The following is a 25,439-nucleotide window of genomic DNA, read 5'->3' as shown; positions in this document are numbered from 1 at the left end:
AATTCCACTACCCTATTCATAGAAATTCTTACCATAGCTGGTGTATGTATTCGCATCATCAGTATATGGTAAGAATTCTTCTTCAAGTAAAAACGCAAAATCATGGACGTTCTACAGTACATCGTCATATTCATCATCATACTTTTGGCATTGGGTTATGCCTGTCGTCGCATCTATTTAGCGCTGCGTAACAGCAAAGACAGATGCTATGGATGCAAGGGCTGTGAACTCCATGACCAGATTCTAAAGAAACAAGCTACCAAACATGAAAAACCTCAATGCTTTCAGAAAAAGTGACATAAATGTTTGGCAGTAACAATAAATTATCTTATCTTTGCACTCGCAAAAATCTAACAATGGTACCTTGGCCGATCGGTTAGGTAACGGTCTGCAAAACCGTGTAGGGCAGTTCGACTCTGCCAGGTACCTCTAAGATGACGAAATCACAGTCTTTTCTTTACAGATAGGATTGTGATTTTTGTTTTATATCCAAGCAGAATCGTTTTCCAAACAATTATTTCTTACCTACTTCTCACTTGACATCTTGAATACCAATGTCTTGAACCAGTCTTTCATGACACCACCAGCTTGGTTTTGAGAATCAGAAACAAATACTAAGACCTGTGAGCCGTCAGCTAATTGAGGACCTAAACACATACCTTCAAAATTGGCAATTTGATGATGAAACAACTTTAAGGTGGTACGCCAGCTGGCTACCAATTGCTTCTGTAAATAGGGACTATCTGCCGTTAGCGAGTCATTGTTATCAATGGCAAATGCTACTTGTGGCATTACTCGAAATAACTTATTATTGACGAATGCCCCCATTTTTTTAGTTGGTGTGTAAAACTCGCGTTCCATGACCAGCACGCTGCCATCATCAAGACCTGTTACCTCTACCACTCCCATTCCATAGAGATAGGCACGCTTGTCTGCCTCGGGTATCTCCATCTGATAAGCGTACTGATGCAAAGGCGTAAAATCGGCAGAGAAAGATTGTAAGCGCAGTCGGTTTTTTACTTGATTGGTAGCCGTAGCCTGCTCCCCATCCCCCTTCAGCGTACCTTCATTACAGGTCCAAAACATCTGTGTCGTGGGATTAAAGTTCAAAGATTCAAGCCCATAGTTCCCTCTGGCTCGTTGATAAATTGGCGGAACCAAAATTTTTCTATCGCTCAGTTTTCCGTCCAAGGTATATTCCCGAATGGTATTGTCGGTTTCTCTCGAAATATAAAGCTTTTTCGTTGTCGGTACATACGCAATCGCTTCTAAGTCTCCTGCTTGCTCCCTATCCCCGCGAAAGCCGAGATTTTCTACTCGCAACACCTCTCCTGTAATGGAATCAAGGCTAATCTTAAAAATGAAAAAGCCGTCATTTGGCGACTTGTCACTTACTACGGCATACAAGTCGTTGCCTAAATAGGTAATACCACTGTAATTCCCAGCTGGAATTTCATGTGGAAAACTGCGTTGAGCATTGACACGAACAACATGCAAAGAGTCTTGAGCTGCCAATGAGATGCAGCTAAGCGAAAAGAGTAAAAAGCACCAAAATTTATTCATAATCGCAAAAGTACTATATTTTTTTGAACCCTACATATTTGTGTGTTGCTTTCTTTCCAAAAAGGTGATGCAAAAAAATGAAATTTTGTACTTTTTGATGTTCGCAAATAATTGATTACAAACACGTTACAGCGGTAAGATTAACTCAATGACTTAAGGGCGTTAAGTCATGTAGATAAGGGCATTAAGTCATGGAGATAAGCCCCTTATTATAATGGGTTAATAAAACCACCTCATTGAAGCAAGAAGGAAGTCATCAAATGAAGCACAATAATCAGTATATTTTTGTATTTTTGTAGAGAAAATAAAACTCATTCATCGTGACGTAAGAAAACGCACGAAATATGTGCACAGAAAGCTGAATAGATTTACTTTTTAGAATATACATTATTTAATTTGCAACAAATATACTTCATTTTATGGATATCACTCAAGCAAAATTTGTCTTGTCTTCACCAAATCTCGGGAAATGTCCCACCGACCAACGAATAGAATACGCATTCATCGGTCGGTCAAACGTGGGTAAATCAAGTTTAATCAACATGTTATGCAATCATCAGGGACTTGCAAAGACTTCATCGACTCCGGGAAAGACGCTACTCATCAATCATTTTCTGATCAACAACGATTGGTATTTAGTAGATTTGCCTGGCTACGGTTATGCCAAACGCTCAAAGAAAGTGCAGGAAGAAATACAAAAGCTCATCACCACTTATCTTTTACATAGGGAACAATTGGTGAATGTTTTTGTACTCATAGATGTTAGACACGAGCAGCAAAAGATTGACCGTGAGTTCATTGACTGGCTTGGCTTAAATGAAATTCCATTTACGATTGTTTTCACTAAAGCAGATAAATTAGGCACCGTGAAAGCAAAAACGAATGTCGACAAATGGATGGGACAACTCAAAGATGTATGGGAAGAGCTGCCCAAGTACTTTATCACGAGTTCTGAAAAGAAGACAGGACGCCAAGAATTGCTCGATTATATCGATGAAATCAATCAATCATTAAGATAAGAATGGCGACACAAATACCCTATTTGGACGTGCAGAACCTGACCAAATCGTTTGGAGATTTGCTGCTGTTCCATCAAATATCTTTCTCGGTAGCCGAAGGGCAACGCATTGGTTTAATAGCAAAAAATGGCACAGGAAAGTCTACTTTGCTCTCCGTAATCACAGGCAAGGAAGGGAAAGACGAAGGAAGCATTATCTTCAAGAATGATTTGAAGATAGGATACCTTCAGCAAAAATCTGTTTTTGACCCCACAGAATCTGTCCTTGATGCCTGTTTCAATCATGAGGGAGTACCTGAGAAGGTGCTAAAAGCCAAACAAATTTTGACGCAACTCAGAATAGATGATTTGGAACAACCCATGGGACAGCTCAGCGGAGGTCAACAAAAACGTGTGGCATTGGCAAATGTTTTGATAACCGAACCAGACTTTTTCATCTTGGATGAGCCTACCAACCATTTAGATTTACAGATGGTAGAATGGTTAGAAGGCTATTTATCGCGTGGAAACAAAACGTTGCTCATGGTTACTCACGACCGATTCTTCTTGGATAGGGTATGTAATTGCATTTTGGAGTTAGACCAACAGCAGATGTTTACCTATCGAGGCAACTACAGTTATTATTTGGAGAAAAGGCAAGAGCGCATGGACCAGATGCGCAGTGAAGTGATGCGAGCCAACAATCTGTATCGCACAGAGTTAGAATGGATGCGCCGCATGCCACAAGCCAGAGGGCATAAAGCCAAATATAGGGAAGAGGCTTTCTATGAATTAGAACGGAAAGCCAAGCAAAAAGTGGAAGAAAGACAGCTAAGACTTAAAGCAAATAATGTCTATATCGGTTCTAAAATCTTTGAGTGTCAATATGTGTCGAAAGCCTACGACAGCAAGATTATCTTGAAAGACTTTTATTATAACTTCTCAAGATTCGAGAAACTCGGCATCATTGGCAACAATGGAACAGGCAAAACGACCTTCATCAAGATGCTTATGGGGCTTGTAGAACCCGACTCTGGTAAATTCGACATCGGAGAAACCGTCCGCTTTGGTTATTTTTCACAGGAGGGTTTGGCTTTTGACCAACAGCAAAAAGTAATTGATGTGGTGACAGATATTGCCGATCACATTCGTCTCGGAGGCGGAAAAACGATGAGTGCAACGCAATTTCTTCAATATTTCCTCTTCACTCCAGAGCAGCAACACAGCTATGTTTACAAACTGAGTGGAGGCGAATTGAGGAAATTGTACTTGTGTACGGTATTGATGCAAAACCCCAACTTCTTAATACTCGATGAGCCAACAAATGACTTGGACATACCAACTTTGCAAATTTTGGAAGAATATCTTCAGGACTTTCCAGGTTGTGTTATCATCATTAGCCACGACAGGTATTTCATGGACAAAGTGGTAGACCACATATTAGTATTCAAAGGCGAAGGAGAGATACAAGATTTTCCAGGAAATTACACCCAGTTTAGAGAGTGGGACAGCTTACAACCCGCTGACACAAGCAAGGAGGAGAAAAGAGAGAAGACACCTGTCAAGAGCTATCGGAGTGATGAGAAAAAGAAGATGTCTTACAAAGAGAAGCGTGAATTTGAAACTTTGGAAAGCGAAATTGCAAAATTAGAGACAGAAATAAGCAGCTTGGAAGCTGAATTATGCAGCGGTAACTTATCCATTGAAGAGCTTACAGACAAGAGTATTTTGCTGCCCAAGCTAAAGAAAGAACTCGATGATAAGAGTATGCGCTGGCTCGAATTGTCCGAATTGGGATAGGTGCTGTCTATGGATAGCTGTCTTGGCATTGATGCAGAAGCCCATTGACGTATAACAGGTTGCAAAAAATTACCACAGTATAAGTGGCTTGAGATGTATCAGAACATGTTGGTGTTCGTTTGGTTTCTTATGGAAGAACAAACTTCTTCGCAATGATAACGGTCATTAGAACCGCCTAAAAGCGTTGGGGTTCATGACTTTTTGATATTCCTCTTGGCGCTTGTCTATTATTCGTGGTGATAAGGTTCACCTTTTATAATAGTACAAGCCCTATAAAGTTGTTCCGTGAAAATAAGTCTTACCATTTGATGTGAGAATGTCAAACGGGACAATGACAATTGCTCATCAGCTCGCTCATATACCTCTGGCGCAAATCCATACGGTCCTCCGATGACAAAGACTATTTTACGAGTGGTGCTCTGCTTTTTCTCCAACCATGCTGCCAGTTCAACACTTCTCAATTCTTTCCCATGTTCATCAAGCAGGACAACGGTATCTGAAGGCATTATCTTTTTTAGAATCAGCTGTCCTTCAATCGTTTTTTGCTGGCTTTCGGTCATCTTTTTGTTATTTTTCAGTTCTGGAATTACCGTCACTGTCAATGGCAGGTAATGATTAATCCTGCTCACATAGTCTTCTATGCCAGCCACAAAATGTCGATTCACGGTTTTACCAATCAGCAACAATTCTACTTTCATACCCTCTCAAGATTATTTCTGCCAGTGCAATATCCAGCACCGAAAGCGCTTGTTTTAACTATTAAGAGATCTTGCAGTCGTTACTCTTTCGTCGATTGAATAGGTTGATATTCGTTTTTGCGCTTTGGGTTCATCGGAAACCACCCCTTCTCTACCCGCTTCTTTTGCTCAAAGAGTTCACCAATGGTCCACAACGAAGATGCTCCTAATACGCCCAACAATGACGACCACAACACTTCTTCTATAAAAAGCGAGGCTACAATGAAGGCAATACCTAACAATAAGAATATCAACCATGGGCGCGTTCCCCATCGATATTCTGTCTTGATGACGATTGGATGAAAAACACCTATAATTAAAAAGGTAGAGACCGCAATAATAATTCCTTTGTAAAACATGAGTTATATCTATTTAAGCAAATAAAGTTGAAAGAAACTTTCTAAATTGCCATAATGTTGCAAAAGTACAAAAAATATCCCTAAGGTTCTAAATTTCTCGTTTTTAATTATTATCTTTGCTCTTAAAAGTAACAATTAAAAAGAAAATAATATGGCAAACAACACAGAACTAATTGCTCAATGCGAGGCAAAAGCAAAACAATGGTTATCTCCTGCCTTTGACGAAGAAACTCAACGCGAAGTGAAAGCTCAACTGGAAGCCGAGGATAAAACAGAGTTGATAGAATCTTTCTATAAAGATTTAGAGTTTGGAACTGGTGGATTGCGTGGCATTATGGGCGCAGGCAGCAACCGTATGAATATCTACACAGTAGGTATGGCGACACAAGGATTTGCAAATTATCTTAAGAAAAACTTCAAAGACCGTGCAGACATCGCTGTAGTGGTATGTCATGATTGCCGCAATAACAGTAGGAAATTTGCAGAAACTGTTGCAGACATCTTTTCTGCCAACGGCATCAAGGCTTATCTGTTCGATGAAATGCGCCCTACCCCAGAGTGTTCTTTCGCCATTCGTCACTTAGGTTGCCAAGGCGGTGTTAATATCACAGCCAGCCACAACCCTAAAGAATACAACGGCTATAAAGCCTATTGGGAAGACGGTGCACAGGTATTGGCACCTCACGATATGGGAATTATCGAAGAAGTGAATAAGGTGAACGTTGAAGACGTTAAGTTTCAAGGAAATAAAGCACTTATCCAAATCATTGGCGAAGATATAGATCAAGCCTATTTGGATGCTGTAAAAACTGTAAGTATTGACCCTGAAGTCATCAAACGCCAACACGACTTAAAGATTGTCTACACTCCTTTGCACGGTACTGGTATGACTATGATTCCTCGTTCGCTGAAGTATTGGGGATTTGACAATGTACACTGCGTGAAAGAACAAATGGTAAAAGACGGCAATTTCCCTACAGTGGTATCGCCCAACCCCGAAAATGGAGAGGCTTTGACCTTGGCTTTGCGTGACGCAAAAGCGTTGGATGCAGACATTGTAATGGCAAGCGACCCCGATGCCGACCGTGTTGGAATGGCATGCAAGAACGACAAAGGCGAATGGATACTCATTAACGGTAATCAAACCTGCCTCATCTTCTTGTATTATATCATCACCAATCGCAAGAATATGGGTCTACTCAAACCAACTGACTTCATTGTTAAAACGATTGTCACCACAGAAGTGATAAAGAAAGTAGCAGAAAAAAATCATATAGAAATGTGTGATTGCTATACTGGGTTTAAGTGGATTGCTCGTGAAATTCGCATTGCAGAAGGAAAAAAGAAATATATTGGGGGTGGTGAAGAAAGCTATGGATTTATGGCTGCGGACTTTGTACGCGATAAAGATGCTGTAAGTGCAATGTGCTTATTGGCTGAAATCTGTGCTTATGCCAAAGACCACGGCAAGACACTTTATGACCTCTTGATGGATATCTATTTGGAATATGGCTTTTCTAAAGAAACAACTATCAACGTGGTGCGTCCCGGAAAGACGGGTGCAGATGAAATCAAAGCCATGATGGAGCAATTCAGAAGTAACCCACCTAAAGAATTGGGTGGCTCGAAAGTAGTTCTTTGGAAAGACTATCAGACTTTGGAAGCAAGAGATATCAATAATCACATTACTAAATTGGACATGCCAGATACCAGCAATGTGCTACAGTGGTTCTGCGATGATGATACCAAGGTAAGCGTTAGACCTTCAGGCACAGAGCCAAAGATTAAGTTCTATCTCGAAGTGAAAGGCACAATGAAGAGTGCCGCCGATTATAATCAATGTGACGCTGAAGCCGACCAAAAAGTGAAAGCCATCAAGAAAAGCCTTCACTTAGATGCATAAATCAATTAAAAATGCTCTCCTTGTGAGAGCATTTTTTTTGCAATTGTTCAAGCAACTACCACTTTTTGTAGATTTTCTACAGAGAGACAAGCCAAGAGGGAATGCCTGCAAGCGATACAATCTCATAAGTTAGCTGGGTTATAGACAAAAGCTTCGCTATCTTTTTTTGTTCCTCAATTTTTTGCTAACTTTGCAAGATAAATCAATAATCATGAAGAAAATCATTACGGGGTGCATCATCGCCCTCTGTATGAGTACGATGAGCATGGCAAATCATAAAACAATACACCTGCGTGTTATTCAAACCAGTGACGTGCATGGCTGTTTCTTTCCCTACGATTTCATCAATCGAAAACCGAAGAGTGGCAGTATGGCGCGTGTTATCTCATACGTCGATTCGTTAAGAACTCACTATGGAAAAAATCTACTTTTGCTCGACAACGGTGATATTCTCCAAGGACAGCCCACATGCTATTATTATAATTATGTGAAATCTGCTTTGCCAAATGTGGCTGCCTCGGTCATTAACTACATGAAATACGATGCACAAACAGTTGGAAACCATGATATTGAGACTGGTCACAATGTGTACGACAAATGGATAAGTGAAGTGAAATGTCCCATACTTGGAGCTAATGTCATTGATACACGTACGGGGAAGCCTTATCTGCATCCATACACCATTATAGAAAGAGAAGGAGTAAAGGTTGCTATTCTTGGCCTTCTCACGCCTGCAATACCCAACTGGTTGAATGAAAAATTATGGAGTAATCTGCGATTTGATTCAATGGTGGAGTCCGCTCGATATTGGATAGCAGAATTAAAGAAGAACGAAAAGCCCGATATTATCATTGGTTTGTTCCATTCGGGAAAAGAGGGAGGCATCATCACCGATACTTACGAAGAGAATGCGTCATTGCGCATTGCCAAAGAAGTAGCAGGGTTTGACCTCATTCTCTTTGGACATGACCACACGGCACATAGCAGCGTCATTGAAAATGTGGAAGGGAAAAAGGTCGTCTGTCTCAATCCTGCCAACAATGCGCGCATGGTTGCAGATGCAGAAATTGAGATAACGCTCGACAACTCCGCTCCCTCAGCCACGCATCACAAACGTGTACTGAACAAACAAGTATCAGGGAAACTCGTAGACATTCGTGAACAGCCCATTAACCAAGCTTATATAGAACACTTCCAAAGTGAGATAGACTCGGTAAAAGCCTTTGTTACTCGACAAATAGGGGCATTTAAACGCACCATTTATAGTCGAGACAGTTACTTTGGCAGTGCTCCATTCACCGATCTCATTCACAATTTGCAGCTCAGAGTGACAGGTGCCGACCTTTCATTCAACGCTCCCCTTGCCTTTGATGCACAGATAAAAGCGGGTCCTGTATATGTCAGTGATTTATTCAATCTGTACAAATACGAAAATCAAATCTATGTACTTAAAATGACAGGGCAAGAAATCAAGAATTATTTGGAGATGAGTTATGATTTGTGGGTCAATACGATGACGTCAGCCGAAGACCATATCATGCTCATAGATAATAGAGCCAAAGCCGATCAACAACGCTATGGGTTTAAGAACCTCGCATTTAATTTTGACAGTGCGGCTGGGATTGATTACGAAGTTGATGTAACAAAGCCCAATGGCGACAAAGTTAATATCTTAAAAATGAGCAATGGTGAGCCTTTCGTCCTTCATAAAACGTACAAAGTGGCGATGAACAGTTATCGTGGCAATGGAGGTGGAGAGCTCCTAACACGTGGAGCAGGAATTCCACTTGCCGAAATTCCAAAACGTATTCTTGTTGAAACCCAACACGACCAGCGTTACTATCTCATGAAATGGATAGAGGAAAGTGGCGAAATGGACCCACAAGCCAACAATAACTGGAAGTTTGTTCCTGAAAAATGGACACAACCTGCCATTCAACGCGACAAGACTCTCATCTTTGGACAGTCAAAGAGAGACGATGACAATGAAAAATGAACGCTTATTACTTTATATTTTGTAAAACCGATGTACTGCTTGAGAAACTACCAAACGGACAGTACACCATTCCATTGGAAGAGACTTGCCCTGTGACTTGTAAGCCATGGACGCACATCATGGATATTACAACCTTAACAGATGGCACGCCTGTCAAGGCGCTACGTATAGATTCCCCCATCGCCAACAACCCAAAATACGAGATGTGTGGGCTTCGGGCTTCTTTTTATAAACTTCCCCATGACCTTTATTTAATGGCAGGTAAATGTCAAGAACTGTTGTATTGGGACTACAACACCAAATATTGTGGAGTATGTGGAGCCCCCATGCAGATGCACACTCACATTTCCAAGCGTTGTACACAGTGTGGAAAAGAGGTTTGGCCACAACTGGCAACTGCCGTGATTGTATTGATTAAGAAAGGTGATGAGGTGCTTTTGGTGCATGCCAAGAACTTCAAAACCGACTTCTACGGACTGGTAGCAGGATTTGTAGAAACAGGCGAAACGTTAGAGGAAGCTGTTCATCGTGAAGTCTTAGAAGAGACAGGGCTAACCATTCATCACCTCAAGTACTTCAGCTCGCAGCCCTGGCCTTTTCCATCAGGCTTGATGGTTGGTTTTACAGCTGACTATGAAAGTGGAGAGTTAAGTCTGCAAGCCACAGAACTAAGCAAAGGCGGCTGGTTCACAAGAGAGAATCTTCCGCAAATACCCGAGAAATTATCCATTGCACGTAAGCTGATAGATCATTGGCTCAACGAATCAATCAATGAAAAATAATTATTTTATAACCTATTATCATTATGAAGTTGATTACTAATTTTTTGGGATTCGATCCAAAGACCATGAAGATGAGAACCGAACTCATAGCAGGAGCCACCACTTTCTTGACCATGAGTTATATCTTAGCTGTCAATCCAAGCATCCTCTCAAGTACGGGCATGGACAAAGGAGCATTGTTCACTGCCACCGCATTGGCTGCAGCCATCTCTACGTTGCTATTGGCTTTCATGGCAAAGTTGCCATTTGCGCAAGCTCCCAGTATGGGTCTCAACGCTTTTTTCGCCTACACCCTTTGTCAAGCCATGGGGTACACCTGGCAACAGTCATTGGCTATTATGCTAATAGAAGGTGTTGTCTTCATCCTCATTACCTTCTTCAACGTTCGCGAGCTCATCTTAGACAGCATTCCGAAGAATCTTCGTTACGCCATTTCAGCGGGTATCGGCATGTTCATCGCCTTTATAGGACTGAAAAATGCAGGTATCATCGTGGCAAAGGAAGGCACTTTTGTGGGTTTAGGAGCGTTTACACACGAATCCATCTTAGGTATCATCGCCATTCTGTTAAGCGGAATCCTAATGGCACGCAATGTGAAAGGTTCACTCTTTTATGGCATTATCGCAACCACGCTTATCGGCATCCCCTTAGGTGTCACCATACTGCCCGAAGGTTGGTTGCCAGTTTCGGCTCCACAAGACATCCGCCCCACCCTTTGTCAATTCGATTTTACCGACCTACTCAACATCAAGACACTGTTGGTTGTCTTCTCTTTGCTCATCGTCAACATATTTGATACGATAGGAACGCTTGTTGGACTTTCAGAAAAAACGGGCATTGTGCAGGATGACGGAACTATTCCTCGAGTGAAGGAGGCAATGATGAGCGATGCCATTGGCACAACATGTGGCGCTATGTTGGGTTCTTCCACCATTACGACATATATAGAGAGTGCTTCAGGCATTGCTGAAGGAGGTCGAAGTGGAGTTACATCGGCATTTGTTGGACTTCTCTTTCTGCTATCATTGTTTCTCTCTCCTATCTTTCTTCTCATACCCGGCGCTGCCACCAGTGGAGCGTTGGTACTCGTAGGTGTGCTAATGTTAGACTCGGTAAAGAAGTTAGACCTCAATGATGTGAGCGAAGCGTTCCCTGCTTTTATTACCATGATTACCATGGTGTTATGCTATTCTATAGCCGATGGAATATGTTTGGGTATGCTCAGTTATGTTATTCTAAAGATGTGCGTTGGTCGCTGGCGTGATTTGAACGTCACGTTAGTGGTTTTAGGTATTTTATTTGTCATCAATTTTATCGTCAGCTAACTTATGATACATATCAGTTGGGGATTTATAGGATGTGGAGAAGTCACCGAACTCAAGTCGGGACCGGCATTTAATGCTGTGGAAGGGTCGCACGTGGAAGCGGTTTACAGTCGTAATGCGGATAAGGCAAGGGATTATGCCGAACGTCATCATATCAAAAAATGGTATACAGATGCACTTCAACTCATCAACGACCCGAAGATCAATGCCATCTATATTGCGACTCCCCCTTCCAGTCACGCCACTTATGCTATTATGGCAATGAAAGCAGGCAAGCCCGTTTACGTAGAGAAGCCATTGGCTGCCAGCTACGAAGACTGCGCACGCATCAACCGAGTGAGCGAACAGACGGGCATTCCTTGTTTCGTTGCTTATTATCGTCGATACCTACCTTACTTTCAAAAAGTAAAGGATATTATAAAGAATGGTACCATTGGTACGATTACCAACGTGCAAGTTCGATTCTCGGTTCCGCCTCGTGACTTGGACCACTACGACGGACAGCATCGCCCTTGGCGTTTGCATCCAGACATTGCTGGTGGAGGATACTTCTATGATTTGGCACCTCATCAGCTCGATCTGCTACAAGAATATTTTGGTGTGATTACTCGTGCGCATGGATATGTCGCCAATCGTGCCCACTTATATGATGCAGAAGACACGATTAGTGCCTGTTTTTGCTTTGAAAACGGACTCCCTGGCAGTGGCTCTTGGTGCTTTGTGGGACATCAAAGTGCCAAAGAAGATAGAATAGATGTGATAGGAGTAAAGGGTTCGTTGTCCTTTTCAGTGTATAATTACGACCCTATCCAACTGATTACCTCCGAAGGCATTACCAATATCACGGTTCCAAATCCATCGTATGTCCAACTGCCTATCATTAAATCTGTTATCGAAGATTTACAAGGCATTGGCGCCTGTACCTGCACCTGTGTGAGTGCAACGCCTGTCAACTGGGTGATGGATCGCATCTTAGGCAAATTATAAGTATAGAAATCCGTTAAAGAATGAAGGTTTTCAAAGTCTCGTTTATAGTACTATTGATAATGCAATCGGTATCGCTGAATGCAGATACCATTCCTGAACGCAAAGGTTTTTGGCAGCAGATAAAACAACAAGCGGGTAAAATCATAGAGAGTTTTACCGCTGTGGATACGAATTATGTGGAACCACAACACTATAAATTCACGATGATGTTGCAAAACACCAATACTTATGAAAAATACCGACTGGAGAACAGCGAAGGACAAACCATTACTTTGGCGCCATCGCCCAGTGTAAAGGTGGGACCCTTTGTGGGCTATCAGTGGATATTCTTGGGCTATACCATTGATTTGAAAAACTTTAACGAGAATAAAGACCGCACCGAAATTGACTTGAGCCTGTACTCCTCGCGAATAGGTATCGACTTGTTTTATCGGAAAATGGGAAACCATTACTACATACGAAACCTATTCATCAATCATCACACCGACACAAAAGCTTTAGAAGATTTGCCTCTCAACGGATTTCAATCGAGCATTAAAGGCTTCAACCTATATTACATCTTTAACAATAAGCGGTTCTCCTACCCTGCTGCATTCAGTCAATCTACGGTGCAGCGCAAAAGTGCGGGGTCGTTTTTGGCTGGCATTGGCTACACCCGACACCAAACAAGCATTGACATTGGCGAACTCAACCGAATGGTTAAAGAAAAGATACAGTTTCCTTCGAACCATCTTGCAACGAATGAACCACACGTTGTCTTTGGCGACTATCGTTATACCGACTTCTCTGTCTCGGCTGGATATGGCTACAATTGGGTGTTTGCTCATAATTGGCTACTCGCCTCGTCACTCTCGGCAGCTTTAGGATACAAACAGAGCGATGGTGATATTCAACAAGACAATAAATGGTCAGCTGCTTACCATGTGAGTAAATTAAATGTTGATGCATTAGGAAGATTCGGATTGGTGTGGAACAATACGAAATGGTATGCAGGCACGAGTGCTATTATTCACTATTATCGCTTCAATAGGCAGCAGCTAACCAGCAACACACTGTTTGGCAATCTCAATATTTATGTAGGATTTAACTTTGGACGATATAAAAAACAATAATATGAAACGACAATTTATTTATATTTTACTTCTCAGTTTTAGTATAACCGTTAAGGCGCAAGATATTCAGTATCAGCCTAATGACAGTATAAAAATTGAGCAATGGTTGAAACAAGGTTCCCAACAAAAAGAGAACCAAAACATGATGTTATATTTTGCCCGACTACTGAAAGGCATTCCCTATGTAGCAAAAACTTTGGAGGTAAATAGCACCGAAAAACTGATTATCAATACCCGAGAACTGGATTGTACCACTTACGTTGAAAACGTATTAGCACTGTACTTGTGCCACAAAAACAAGCAAACACGTTTTGCCAATTTTTGTACCTATCTGCGACTGATTCGTTATCACAACGGCGAAGTGTCTTATGGCAAACGCCTACACTACTTTACAGAATGGATAGTAGACAACGTTCGTATGGGTTATGTACGTCCGGTAGCTGTCAACCAACCGCCATTTACTGCCAAACAGTTTGTCAATCTGCATTTCATGACATCAAATACGCATTTATATCCCATGATGCACCACCGACCAGAGGTAAAGAAAGCCATTCGAGAGATGGAAAAACAAGTATCTGGAAAATCTTATTTTTACATACCCAAAGACAGTATTCTCAACACACCGCTCCTTCGCTCTGCGATTCACGATGGCGACATCATAGCCATGCTCACCCGTAAAAAAGGTTTAGACACCAGTCATGTGGGCATTGCTGTGTGGCATAACGATGGTTTGCATCTGCTCAACGCTTCGTCCATTCGTGGAAAAGTGGTAGAAGAACCTAAAACGCTGTACCAATACATGCAAGGTCAACGTACACAAATTGGCATTCGTGCAGTAAGATGCAATGGCATGTAATTGAAGAGTTTGTAGAATAAATGATACGCTGCATTGGAGGATAATTAATGCTGAATTTTCTTTACAAAGTGCCTCTCATAACTCGCGTGTAAATCACCAACTTCAAAGTTGGTCGCAAATACGCCAAAAATGAGCAAGATTCATAATCCGTTGTTATTGAACACATTACGTTTACAACGTCTCTTTACTTGCCTGTTTTTACCCTTTCTTGGCGACTGAAGCATTGAGATAAGCCTCCAATTTGCATGCTTTAAGGCTGTTGAAGCATGTGAATAACACCCTTAAAGCGTGTTTCCAAGAGCGTTAAATCAATATTCTAACTTGAGAAGACGTCGATTTTGTGAAAATCAGTGCATTTTTGTTGTGCGTTTGCCTATTAAAATTTTCTATTTTGAAGATTTTAGATGGTCGTTTTTTGGTAAAATAATAGGACAAACACAACTTCTGCCTTACCCAAGTAGCAGCAAGGAAGTTTCATAGCATTAGCATTGTTGTGGACGCAAAAGAAAAAAGAGAGGCTTTCGCCACAAATCCCTCTTCTTAAATAAGAAAGCAGTTGCCAGAAGAATAATTCTACAGAAAAACTTAGAAATAATGTCAGCATTCACATCATTTTTTTGTAACTTTGTCATCAAGACAGATAAATAATTACTCATAAAAAGAATATTAAAAAATGACAATTGATCAATTTAATTTCGCTGGCAAGAAAGCCATTGTACGCGTAGACTTTAATGTTCCTTTGAATGACAAAGGAGAAGTAACCGATGATACTCGTATTCGCGGTGCGCTGCCAACCCTTAAAAAGATATTGAAGGATGGTGGTGCTGTGATTATGATGAGCCACATGGGCAAACCTAAAGGAAAAGTAAAGCCAGAACTGTCGCTCGAACAAATTGTGAAGAATGTGTCAAAAGCATTAGGTGTTGATGTGAAGTTTGCCAAAGACTGTGCAAATGCTGAAAAAGAAGCAGCCAGTTTGCAAATGGGAGAAGCACTACTTTTAGAGAATCTGCGCTTCTATGCTGAAGAAGAAGGCAAGCCTGTAGGTGTTGAAAAAGGCACACCAGCATATGATGTTGCGAAAAGTGAGATGAAGACTCGTCAGGCTGACTTTGCTAAAAAATTGGCTTCGTATGCCGATGTATATGTAAATGATGCCTTTGGAACAGCCCATCGCAAACACGCCTCTACTGCTGTGATAGCCGATTATTTTGATAATGACAGCAAGATGTTAGGCTACTTGATGGAGAAGGAAGTGTCAGCAATTGACAGTGTATTGAAAAATGCACAACATCCTTTCACCGCTATTATTGGTGGTAGCAAGGTAAGTTCTAAGTTAGGTGTGATAAAGAATTTGCTCGACAAGGTAGACAACTTGATTATCGGTGGAGGAATGGGCTACACGTTCATCAAGGCACAAGGTGGAAAGATTGGTAAATCACTACACGAAGACGACCTGATGCCAGAGGCATTGAATGTAATGAAAGCTGCCAAAGAGAAGGGTGTTAATCTTTCTTTGTCGGTTGCAACAGTGTGCGGAAAAGATTTTTCTAATGATACTGAGCGAAAAGTGTTCCCTATCAATGAGATTCCAGACGAATGGGAAGGTATGGACGCATCGGAAGAAAGCTTGAAGATATGGAAAGATATCATCTTGAAATCAAAGACAATCCTTTGGAATGGTCCTGTAGGTGTATTTGAATTAGAAAACTTTGCACATGGTACAGGAGAAATAGCTAAGTATGTAGCACAAGCAACCCAAGACAATGGGGCTTTCTCATTAGTAGGTGGTGGCGACTCAGTTGCTGCTGTGAATAAGTTTGGATTAGCCGATAAGGTTTCTTATGTATCTACTGGTGGTGGAGCTATGCTTGAGGCAATTGAAGGGAAAACACTTCCTGGTGTAGCTGCCATCAAGGGCTAAGTAGTTTGAAGTGTATTTTACACTTTGAACATCGTTACACAAATATTTGCGCATTCATCTTTTAGTTGAATGCGCTTTTATTTTTAGGGCGGTTCTATCCATTAGCTTTGTCAGATTGCGAGACCATTTTTGCGGACAAAGACTTACGCTTCGCAAATCATTGTTGCGCACCTATAAGAACAAAAAAGAGAATATGTGTTTGCAAAACATATTCTCTTTTACCTTTCTTACCTCTACTGTTCAGAACTTTTTTCAATGAACAAAAGAAGTTAATTATCGGATTCGATCAGCTGATCGGATAAGTTTTTCGTCTTGTATAACGCCTCTGCGTGCCAAAACTAAAGCAATGATAGCTACTAAAGGCAAGCAAGCAGCGAACTGGAGATGAAACGTGTATGCTTTTCCAAAACCATTGAGGATGCTAAAAGCAAAGTAAGCATACCAAGCCAAAGAAAACACAATGCTCCACGAGCACAGCTTTGCCTGTATCATTCTACGGTGATAGGTAAAGATGGCAGTTATCTCTAAAACAACAGAAACAGCCAAAAAGGCAAATAATGGCCAATTACTGAATTGCATACCACTGCCCGGAACAACGGTACCGAGATTCCATATAACGGTAGGTGTGCCCATTCCTATGGGCTCTAATATTCCTATCGGCATGCACAGGCATGTAATAGAGAGAATTATCGCTAAAACTAAGAATAACGTCTGTTTACGCTGAATCATAATTATTCTTCGTTTTTATCTTGCGATGGGTCACGATAATAAGTATTATCCTCTATGAATTCTTGTGTTGCTAACAAAGTAGGCTTTGGCAACTTCTCGTAATAACGAGAAATTTCTATTTGCTCACGATTTTCAAATACTTCTTCCAAAGAATCATTGTATGATGCAAATTCTGCTAATTTCTTATTCAAATCTTGCTTAATCTGCGCGGCAATTTGATTGGAACGCTTGCCAATGATAACCACACTTTCATAAATATTACCCGTATTATCACAGAGATCCATAATGTTTCTCGTTGTGGTGTTCGTAGGGGCTTTTGACTTTTTGTAATCCATATCTTTAATCTTTTATCGTTGAGTATTCATCCTGAAATTAGACGAACTACTCTTCACCTTATTTTATTATAATTTATTTCTCAAAACAAGTTATCAATTGAGCTGTTACCTCTCCACAGATATGATGTCTCTTGATGAGTAACAGGCTCAGCAGAGCGAGTAAACTGTTTACATCTTCGAATATATTTCTCTGCTGTAGAGCGTTCTTTGGAGTCAGGATATTCGTTGATAAAACCGTAACATTCGTCTTCTGCATCCTGATAACGCTCCAATCGTTTCGATTCAACACTTTGCTCTGCCAATTCAAACTTACTCTTCATAATGAGTACAGCGAAATTTTCGCGCATCGAAGAGTAGGGATAGTCTTTCAAAGCGTTCTCTGCGGTAATGATACAAGCTTCATAGTTATTCCCTCCACTGGTACAGTTACCGAAATAAGAACCCAAATCGTAGTAGAGTTGTGCTGAATATAGTTCCTTTTTCACTAATTTATCTTGCAACTCGAACAATCTCTTTTGTGCTTGATTCTTTAGATGCGCTTCTGGAAACAAATCTAAAAATTCCTGAAACGCAGCAATGGCAGAAACGGTTTGCGATTGATCCAAACGAGGTTCTGGTGTACTCATGTAAAGACTTTCACCAATATAATAGCTCGCAAGCTCTGCATATTGTCCTTTTGGATAACTTTGCATGTAGCGCTTGAAAGCCTGGGAAGCACTCTCATAATCACCAGTCTTGTATTGAGCCATTGCTAACATGTAAAGACTTTCTTGTGCATGGTCCGTCCCTTTCTGAACAACAATGAGGTCGTTCAACAGTGTGATAGCCCTGGTATATTTGCCATTGACGAAACACTCTTTGGCATATTCATACCGATAATTGGTGTCTGACGATTTGTAGACAGCATTAAATTCGTTTGCACAATTCGTAAAGAACAGAACAATGCTTATAGTGATGAAAAATACTTTCTTCATTAATCAATTCTTTGAAGTGCAAAAGTACATATTATTCAACGATTAACAAAGCAAACAGGGTAATTTTTCTCAATAAATTAGTGTTTATTACAGAATTTCTATGTTTTATTTTGTACTTTTGCACTGAAGTCACCTTATCGTTATGGTTATCGCCACAAATTCATCAACGGCTCTCTTTTCAATGATTCGGGAGCTATCAACCGTATTTCAAAGGACGACTCTACCGATTTATAAATAACTATCTTTTCAGGATGAACTTTAAGCTCACATCAAAATATCAACCCACAGGTGACCAGCCACAAGCTATTCAACAGCTCACAGACGGTGTAAGGCGAGGCGACCCAGCCCAAGTCTTATTAGGTGTGACTGGCTCTGGAAAGACTTTTACGGTTGCTAATGTCATTCAAAATATTCAAAAACCAACGCTTATTTTGAGTCATAACAAAACGTTGGCAGCCCAACTTTATGAAGAAATGAAAGGTTTCTTCCCCGAGAATGCGGTTGAATATTATGTTTCCTATTATGATTATTATCAACCAGAGGCCTATCTTCCGTCATCCGATCTTTATATAGAAAAAGATTTATCTATCAATGACGAAATTGACAGACTGCGATTAAGTGCTGTGAGCGCATTGCTATCTGGACGGAGTGATGTTGTTGTTGTGTCTTCTGTTTCATGTATTTATGGAATGGGTGGACCTGCTGCCATGACTAATAGTATTATCAGTATTCAAAAAGGACAACACATTGACAGAAATGATTTTCTTAGAAAGTTAGTTGAAGCATTGTATGTAAGAAATGATATTGACTTACAACGTGGAAACTTTCGTGTCAAGGGTGACACTGTTGATATCGCCATGGCCTACTCTAACAATGTGCTTCGTATCACATGGTGGGATGATGAGATAGAAACCATTGAGGAAGTTGACAGTACTACTTTTCATCAATTAGAATCTTTCGAAGAGTATCACATCTACCCTGCCAACCTTTTTGTCACATCCAAAGAACAAACAGAACGAGCAATCCATGAAATTCAAAACGATTTAGTCAAACAGATTGATTATTTTGAAGAGATAGGCGACCAACTCAAAGCCCAAAGAATTAAGGAGCGTGTGGAATACGATATGGAAATGATTAAGGAACTTGGCTATTGTAGCGGCATAGAAAACTATTCACGTTACTTTGATGGTCGCCAAGCAGGTGAACGCCCTTACTGTTTGTTGGACTTTTTCCCAAAAGATTACTTGATGGTTATTGACGAGAGTCATGTCAGCGTTCCACAAATTAGTGCCATGTATGGCGGAGACCGAGCTCGCAAGCGCAATTTGGTAGAATATGGCTTTCGCCTTCCTGCCGCTTTTGACAATCGTCCTCTGCGATTTGAAGAGTTTCAAGACATGTTGCACCAAGTCATCTATGTATCCGCAACGCCAGCAGATTATGAATTACAGGAAGCAGAAGGTGTTGTTGTGGAGCAACTGATACGTCCTACAGGACTTCTTGATCCAGAGATTGATGTCCGACCCAGTGAAAATCAAATTGATGATTTGTTAGATGAGATTCTACAAAGAACAGAGCGAGGTGAACGAGTATTGGTAACAACCCTCACTAAACGTATGGCAGAAGAGTTAACGGAATATCTTCTAAATCATGATGTCAGAGCAAATTACATTCACAGTGATATTGGTACGTTAGAACGTGTCAAGATTATGAATGATTTAAGAGCAGGGATGTTCGATGTTCTTGTAGGTGTGAATCTACTGCGCGAAGGTTTAGATTTGCCAGAAGTCTCATTAGTTGCTATTCTTGATGCCGACAAGGAGGGCTTTTTAAGAAGCCACCGAAGTCTGACACAAACAGCAGGAAGGGCTGCACGTAACATCCATGGAAAAGTAATTATGTACGCTGATACCATTACAGACAGTATGCGTAAGACGATAGATGAAACCGCTCGCAGACGTTCCATCCAATTAAAATACAACGAGGAGCATCACATTACGCCTACACAAATTGTTAAGGACATCAAAAATGCGTTACCAACCACCAAAGAGAAGATGAAAGAAAAGCGTTACTCCACTGTTGCTGCCCAACAAGCGTATATGGAGCCTCTCGGAGGAGCATTTGCCGCTGACCCCATTGTACAGCAAATGACACATGAACAATTAGAAAAGAGTATTGCTGATACCACTGCAATGATGAAGCAGGCTGCCAAAGACCTTGACTTTTTGCAAGCAGCACAATACAGAGATGAAATTATCAGACTTCAAACCTTGCTGGAACAAAAGTAATTATAACGTTCAGAGACTTGCGTATCTTTCACGGTGGACTTTGTAAAATGCCTGCATATTCAACGGTCTTATTTCGTTAATCTTCCAAAATTGCGTGGGCGTTTCACAGATTTTGTCTAAATTTGTAAACTCATTCAACAATCTTGATGATGAAAAAAAACATACTCGTTCTCCTGTTATGGATACCTCTATTCGTTCAGGCTCAAGCTGTGCTAACACCCGAACAAAGGTTAGAAAAGGCAAAGCAAGAAGCTAAAGCGGCTAAACAGGCTGTGAAGGAAGCTAAGAAAGCAGCACGAAAAGCTGTCAAATTAGCCAAGAAACAGCAGACGAAACATGATTTACAACCAGCAGAACAAAAGACAATTGGGGCTGATACAATCTCTTTAACTAATTCATCTGAATGGGTTGTTCCACAAAGTGTTACCTCCAAGCAACCTTCTCACAAGAATCAAGACACTAAAACCGTTAAGAATCCATCTAAAGAAGCTGATTATCTTGCAGGAGCAGTACCTCAGAATCCTCAAGGAAAAGTGGTTTTTACCCTTCAATTAGACGTTCCACAAAAGTCTGCGAATGATCTTTACAACACCGTCTACCATTATATGAATGAGCTCACCAAAGAGAAGAATCAGATCAATAGTCGTGTAGTCTTAGTCAATCCCAAACAACACGTCATTGTAGCACGGTTTTGTGAATGGTTAGAGTTTAGCAATTCCTTCCTTTCTTTAGACCGTACCGAATTTTATTATATGCTCACAGCGAAATGTACTGAGCAACATCTTGAGCTAACTCTTAGTCATATTCATTATGATTACGAGAAAAATCGCCCTACTCATCTCAAAATAAGTGCAGAAGAATGGATTACAGATGAAATTGCTCTCAACAAACAAAAGAACAGACTACTACGACTTTCTGGAAAGTTCCGTAAGCACACCATTGATAGAAAGAATGAAATTTTCAGTCAACTGACAGAATTACTCCAATGAATGTTACCATTCCCTTTCACTGTTCAACCATAGTTAACGCCCAAAGAACGATAGATTTGAGTTTTATACGATAAAATATTACAACTTATATGAGTGCAAAATATCTAAGACGATTTAGAGGAAATGGCGATAAGCCTCGCGATCTTTTCTTCTGGATTCGAAACATCCTCAACATCATCTTTATGGTTGGTGCTGTAGTTGGTGTTATTTTCTATTTCTTTACCGAGCAAGAAACGCTTGGTACTATCATTATTCTTACTGCTATGTTCTTCAAAATGGCAGAATGTAGTCTACGCATATTTCATTCATGACACGTTTTTTATTCTCAATCGCCCTTCTGATAACGTCCCTACACGTCACTGCTCAAATTGACAGTTACAACCAAATGGATGCCGATGGCAACATTACGCAGGTGAATGACCAGCGACGTAACAACGCTAAAGACTCAACAAGTCAAGACAAAGAAATACCAAAAGGGCTTAAAGTATGGACGGTAGACAACCGTTTTGGAGACATCCGTCAGGCAATACCCGATACGCTGATGCACATGTACCCTAACAGTATCTTTACTTCTGGCTTGCGAGGAGAATATAACACAACGGGAAATTTAGGTGCACCCCGTATCAGTAGATTGTTTGTCGATCGATTAGGAGACGATGAACAGTTTATTTTCACACAGCCCTACGATTATTTTATCGTAGCTCCTGACGATTACCACTTCACCAACACCCTCTCTCCTATTACCAGTTTGACTTACAATACTGCTGGAGATCGAACCAATGGGGAAGATCACTTGACCGCAAAATTTGCCATTAATGCTGGAAAGAAGATTGGTGTAGGGTTCAAGTTCGATTATCTCTATGGTCGAGGATTCTTTGCAAATCAAGCTTCTTCTCATTTCAATTATTCTCTTCATGGCTCTTATTTGGGTGAGCGATATCAAGCACACCTGTTATTTTCAACGAATCACCAAAAGAATACGGAAAACGGAGGTATCACAGATGACAAATACATCACAAATCCTGAGAGCTTTGATGATAATTATCAAACATCAGAAATACACACTGTGTTACAACAAAACTGGAATAGAAATGACCATCACCATGTTTTTTTATCGCATAGATATAATGTAGGATTCAATCGGAAAGTGCCGATGACGCCAGACGAGATTAAAGCAAAGAAGTTTGCACTAAAGGCTAAGAAAGAGAATGATGCCACCAAGAAAACAAAAGAAGCACTTCGCAAAGCCAAGAAAGAAGGTAGAAAATTGGACCCTAAGGCATTGGAAGATGAAAAGGCAACAGCAGGAAGACCTGATGATGCTGTCATTGCGGGGATAGAACCCTCTACAACGCATGCGACAGACAGCTCTCGTATTCAAGTTAATGGGCAGCATGCAGCCGACAGTTTGTTGGCAAAAACGAAACAAGCAAAGGAAGATACTTCATGGTTCAAGAACGAATATGTCCCAGTGACCAGCTTTATTCATACACTGAAGTTTGATGATTACAAGAGAATTTACCAAGCTTATCAAACTCCAGACAATTTCTACGCCAACAATTATCGACTCATAGGACCTTTCACTGGCGATTCTATCTACGATGATACCAAGCATTATCGTGTACAAAACACTTTCGCCATTTCTTTACTCGAAGGGTTCAACAAGTGGGCAAAATCGGGTTTGAAGGCTTTTGTCAGTCATGAACTTCGATATTTCTCCTTACCTGATAGTGCTGGAACGAGTACATACAACGAAAATTCCGTATATGTAGGAGGACAATTGAGCAAACGACAAGGCAAAACGCTGCATTATTCTGTCACTGGTGAAGTTGGAGTAGCAGGAAAAGACGCAGGGAAAATAGACTTAGAAGCGCAAACCGATTTGAATTTCAAACTCTTTGGAGACACCTTGCGCTTAGCTGCTCAAGGCTTTTTCAGACGTTATGAGCCTACCTTCTATTATCGGCATTATCATGGACGGCACTTTAGATGGGACAATGAAGATTTAGGTTCCATTACTCACACAAGGATAGAAGGCTTGCTCAAATACGAAAAAACAAATACCACGCTACGTGTGGCGGTTGATGAACTCACCAATTACACTTATTTAGCACAAGCCTATCAAGTAAACGAGAAATACCAAAGAACAGGTACACAGGTAGGTGTTCGCCAAAGTAGTACACCTATCAATGTCCTAACACTTTCGTTGGGGCAAGACGTTGCATGGGGACCGCTCCACTGGGAGTCTGTTGTGACGTTTCAAAATGCTTCCGTACAGAGCGCCATACCGCTACCTAAGTTAAATGTGTACTCCAATCTTTACTTCAAATTCAAGATTGCCAAGGTGTTAAGTTGTAATACAGGTGCCGATGTTCGTTATTTCACGAAATATGAAGCACCCGACTACAGCCCTGCATTAGGACAGTTTGTGGTACAAGAGAATACGGAACGAACGATATTGGGAAACTACCCTATTGTTAATGTGTATGCGAATTTCCATTTAAAGCAAACCCGATTCTTCGTCATGTACAGTCATGTAAACCAAGATAGCGGCACTCGCAACAGTTTTTTAGTGCCTCACTACCCCATCAATGGCCGCATTCTTAGATTCGGAGTGAGCTGGAACTTCTTTAATTAAGGAGAACAGTACACCTCCTAAAACATGATTACGAAATCATTAAACCAACGGTTAACAATATTCCATAGATAAAAATATTTCTTGCTGTTTCGCCTAAAATGAGGTTAAGCGCTTTTCCTTGTCGTATTCTACACATCCTGCGATAGGTCAACGTATGCAGGAGCGCATAGAATAATGGTAGGACAAAAGCCCACACATGACCGTGAAACAAAAAGACCAGTCCTATCATACAGGCTACCCACCCAAGCATGAGATAAGTCGTTCTTGACAAAGAGGCACCCATCATCACCACCATTGTCATTTTATGGACACGCCGATCATTCTCTATGTCACGATAATTATTAACAATGAGTAATGTGTCAATGACCAATCCACATGCTATCGAACTCAAAAATACCTGCCACGTGATGTGTGCTGCATAGGAAGGAACGGCTAAATAATAAGTCACACAAACGGGAATGATACCAAAAAATATCAATACCAATATATCTCCCATCCCCAAATAAGATAAATGGGTGGTATATAGAAAACAGAAAACCACGCATACGGCTCCTACCAAGAGCATTTCCATACCTCCATAATAGATAAGAGGCAAGCCGACAAGACAAGCCAAAAGCGTTGTCAATCCAATACCAACACGCATGGTAGCGGGTAAAATCCAACCTTGTGCACAGGCACGTCGCGGTCCTAACCGAGTCTCGTCATCGTTTCCACGCACGAAGTCCAAATAATCATTGATAAAGTTGGCATCTATTTGCATGACAAACGCAAAGAGGAAACATAAAACAACGGGTGTTATACGGATTATTCCTTGCATATCCAAGATTGCCCACGCAGTGCCTATCATCACAGGAACTGCCGCCCCAGTTAATGTTTTGGGGCGTGCTGCCAAGAACCAAGCCTTCGCAGAATTGCATCGTACAGTAGAAGTTTGCATCGTCAAGTTTTTATTTTATAGCAACGGAGACACTCAGATATATGCGAATGTACATTTAGCAGCAGCCACACACAATTGTACAACGACCTTGCAGCATGTGTCCTCGGCTTACTTACCCATACAGAGATACACGGAGACAACCGAATAATGAACATTTCTTTGTCATTCCGTGCCTTTCCGTTGTTTTGCTATTGCAAAAATAAACATT

Annotated in this window: 22 protein-coding genes and 1 tRNA gene; 16 read left to right on the top strand and 7 right to left on the bottom strand. The window is 40.9% G+C overall.

Going from position 1 to position 25,439, the window contains the following annotated elements:
* Positions 1-102 precede the first annotated feature (102 nt).
* Both BN35_RS02010 and BN35_RS13670 read left to right on the top strand, forming a co-directional pair.
* A complete protein-coding gene (locus tag BN35_RS02010) occupies positions 103-297 on the top strand; it encodes a FeoB-associated Cys-rich membrane protein (protein ID WP_008121803.1) in 195 nt (64 codons plus the stop codon).
* 61 nt (positions 298-358) lie between these two features.
* Positions 359-429, top strand: a tRNA-Cys gene (locus BN35_RS13670).
* 96 nt (positions 430-525) lie between these two features.
* On the opposite strand, the gene BN35_RS02005 is transcribed toward BN35_RS13670, so the two are convergent.
* A complete protein-coding gene (locus tag BN35_RS02005) occupies positions 526-1,563 on the bottom strand; it encodes an esterase-like activity of phytase family protein (protein ID WP_028900871.1) in 1,038 nt (345 codons plus the stop codon).
* A 419-nt stretch (positions 1,564-1,982) separates the two neighbouring features.
* On the opposite strand from BN35_RS02005, the gene yihA reads away from it, so the two are divergent.
* Complete coding sequence (gene yihA, locus BN35_RS02000) at positions 1,983-2,582, top strand: ribosome biogenesis GTP-binding protein YihA/YsxC (protein WP_025071687.1); 600 nt, start codon at positions 1,983-1,985, stop codon at positions 2,580-2,582.
* A gap of 2 nt (positions 2,583-2,584) precedes the next feature.
* On the top strand, positions 2,585-4,360 hold the full coding sequence (locus tag BN35_RS01995) for an ABC-F family ATP-binding cassette domain-containing protein (protein WP_028900872.1): 1,776 nt from the start codon (positions 2,585-2,587) through the stop codon (positions 4,358-4,360).
* Positions 4,361-4,587: 227 nt separating this feature from the next.
* Here the strand turns inward: BN35_RS01995 and rlmH are convergent, their stop codons facing one another.
* Positions 4,588-5,058 (bottom strand): 23S rRNA (pseudouridine(1915)-N(3))-methyltransferase RlmH, encoded by a 471-nt coding sequence (rlmH, locus tag BN35_RS01990; RefSeq protein WP_025071688.1) that lies wholly within the window; start codon positions 5,056-5,058, stop codon positions 4,588-4,590.
* 80 nt (positions 5,059-5,138) lie between these two features.
* Positions 5,139-5,456 (bottom strand): DUF4491 family protein, encoded by a 318-nt coding sequence (locus tag BN35_RS01985; protein WP_025071689.1) that lies wholly within the window; start codon positions 5,454-5,456, stop codon positions 5,139-5,141.
* Positions 5,457-5,607: 151 nt separating this feature from the next.
* On the opposite strand from BN35_RS01985, the gene BN35_RS01980 reads away from it, so the two are divergent.
* The 8 genes from BN35_RS01980 (at position 5,608) to BN35_RS01945 (ending at position 16,341) form a co-directional block, all read left to right on the top strand.
* Complete coding sequence (locus BN35_RS01980; RefSeq protein WP_028900873.1) at positions 5,608-7,359, top strand: phospho-sugar mutase; 1,752 nt, start codon at positions 5,608-5,610, stop codon at positions 7,357-7,359.
* A 211-nt stretch (positions 7,360-7,570) separates the two neighbouring features.
* Positions 7,571-9,355, top strand: a complete 1,785-nt coding sequence (locus tag BN35_RS01975) for a bifunctional metallophosphatase/5'-nucleotidase (protein ID WP_025071690.1) — start codon at positions 7,571-7,573, stop codon at positions 9,353-9,355.
* Positions 9,352-10,137 carry an NAD(+) diphosphatase gene (gene nudC, locus BN35_RS01970; protein WP_028900874.1) on the top strand — a complete coding sequence of 262 codons (786 nt, stop codon included), beginning with the start codon at positions 9,352-9,354 and terminating at the stop codon, positions 10,135-10,137. Before BN35_RS01975 ends, nudC begins: the two co-directional genes overlap by 4 nt.
* Positions 10,138-10,160: 23 nt before the next feature.
* On the top strand, positions 10,161-11,462 hold the full coding sequence (locus BN35_RS01965) for an NCS2 family permease (RefSeq protein WP_028900875.1): 1,302 nt from the start codon (positions 10,161-10,163) through the stop codon (positions 11,460-11,462).
* Between the two features lie 3 nt (positions 11,463-11,465).
* Positions 11,466-12,449: a Gfo/Idh/MocA family protein gene (locus BN35_RS01960; RefSeq protein WP_025071695.1), complete on the top strand. Its 984-nt coding sequence runs from the start codon at positions 11,466-11,468 to the stop codon at positions 12,447-12,449.
* Positions 12,450-12,469: 20 nt separating this feature from the next.
* Positions 12,470-13,561 (top strand): DUF4421 domain-containing protein, encoded by a 1,092-nt coding sequence (locus tag BN35_RS01955; protein WP_028900876.1) that lies wholly within the window; start codon positions 12,470-12,472, stop codon positions 13,559-13,561.
* A gap of 1 nt (position 13,562) precedes the next feature.
* On the top strand, positions 13,563-14,417 hold the full coding sequence (locus BN35_RS01950; RefSeq protein ID WP_028900877.1) for an N-acetylmuramoyl-L-alanine amidase-like domain-containing protein: 855 nt from the start codon (positions 13,563-13,565) through the stop codon (positions 14,415-14,417).
* Positions 14,418-15,090: 673 nt separating this feature from the next.
* Entirely contained in the window at positions 15,091-16,341 is a 1,251-nt protein-coding gene (locus BN35_RS01945) for a phosphoglycerate kinase (RefSeq protein WP_025071696.1), read from the top strand.
* Positions 16,342-16,614: 273 nt separating this feature from the next.
* Here BN35_RS01945 and BN35_RS01940 read toward each other — a convergent pair whose 3' ends face one another.
* The 3 genes from BN35_RS01940 to BN35_RS01930 form a co-directional block, all read right to left on the bottom strand.
* Positions 16,615-17,070 (bottom strand): DUF4293 domain-containing protein, encoded by a 456-nt coding sequence (locus BN35_RS01940; RefSeq protein WP_025071697.1) that lies wholly within the window; start codon positions 17,068-17,070, stop codon positions 16,615-16,617.
* A 2-nt stretch (positions 17,071-17,072) separates the two neighbouring features.
* Positions 17,073-17,405 carry a DNA-directed RNA polymerase subunit omega gene (locus tag BN35_RS01935; RefSeq protein WP_025071698.1) on the bottom strand — a complete coding sequence of 111 codons (333 nt, stop codon included), beginning with the start codon at positions 17,403-17,405 and terminating at the stop codon, positions 17,073-17,075.
* A gap of 80 nt (positions 17,406-17,485) precedes the next feature.
* On the bottom strand, positions 17,486-18,379 hold the full coding sequence (locus tag BN35_RS01930) for an outer membrane protein assembly factor BamD (RefSeq protein WP_008121779.1): 894 nt from the start codon (positions 18,377-18,379) through the stop codon (positions 17,486-17,488).
* A gap of 251 nt (positions 18,380-18,630) precedes the next feature.
* Between BN35_RS01930 and uvrB the strand changes: the two genes are divergently transcribed.
* The 4 genes from uvrB (at position 18,631) to BN35_RS01910 (ending at position 24,294) form a co-directional block, all read left to right on the top strand.
* Positions 18,631-20,667, top strand: coding sequence for an excinuclease ABC subunit UvrB (gene uvrB / locus BN35_RS01925; protein WP_025071699.1), 2,037 nt, complete (start codon positions 18,631-18,633; stop codon positions 20,665-20,667).
* A 146-nt stretch (positions 20,668-20,813) separates the two neighbouring features.
* Positions 20,814-21,656 (top strand): DUF4468 domain-containing protein, encoded by an 843-nt coding sequence (locus tag BN35_RS01920; protein ID WP_051275170.1) that lies wholly within the window; start codon positions 20,814-20,816, stop codon positions 21,654-21,656.
* Positions 21,657-21,745: 89 nt separating this feature from the next.
* Positions 21,746-21,967 carry a hypothetical protein gene (locus tag BN35_RS01915; protein ID WP_025071701.1) on the top strand — a complete coding sequence of 74 codons (222 nt, stop codon included), beginning with the start codon at positions 21,746-21,748 and terminating at the stop codon, positions 21,965-21,967.
* The gene (locus BN35_RS01910) at positions 21,964-24,294 is read left to right on the top strand and encodes a putative porin (RefSeq protein ID WP_025071702.1); all 2,331 of its coding nucleotides are present in this window, start codon (positions 21,964-21,966) and stop codon (positions 24,292-24,294) included. Before BN35_RS01915 ends, BN35_RS01910 begins: the two co-directional genes overlap by 4 nt.
* 28 nt (positions 24,295-24,322) lie before the next feature.
* Here the strand turns inward: BN35_RS01910 and menA are convergent, their stop codons facing one another.
* On the bottom strand, positions 24,323-25,231 hold the full coding sequence (menA, locus tag BN35_RS01905) for a 1,4-dihydroxy-2-naphthoate octaprenyltransferase (protein ID WP_025071703.1): 909 nt from the start codon (positions 25,229-25,231) through the stop codon (positions 24,323-24,325).
* Positions 25,232-25,439 lie beyond the last annotated feature (208 nt).

The organism is Hoylesella timonensis 4401737 = DSM 22865 = JCM 15640, from assembly GCF_000455445.1.
In the GTDB taxonomy this organism is placed as follows: domain Bacteria; phylum Bacteroidota; class Bacteroidia; order Bacteroidales; family Bacteroidaceae; genus Prevotella; species Prevotella timonensis.
Note: the sequence above shows the minus strand (reverse complement) of the source record. Positions and strands in the feature narration are given on the sequence as shown.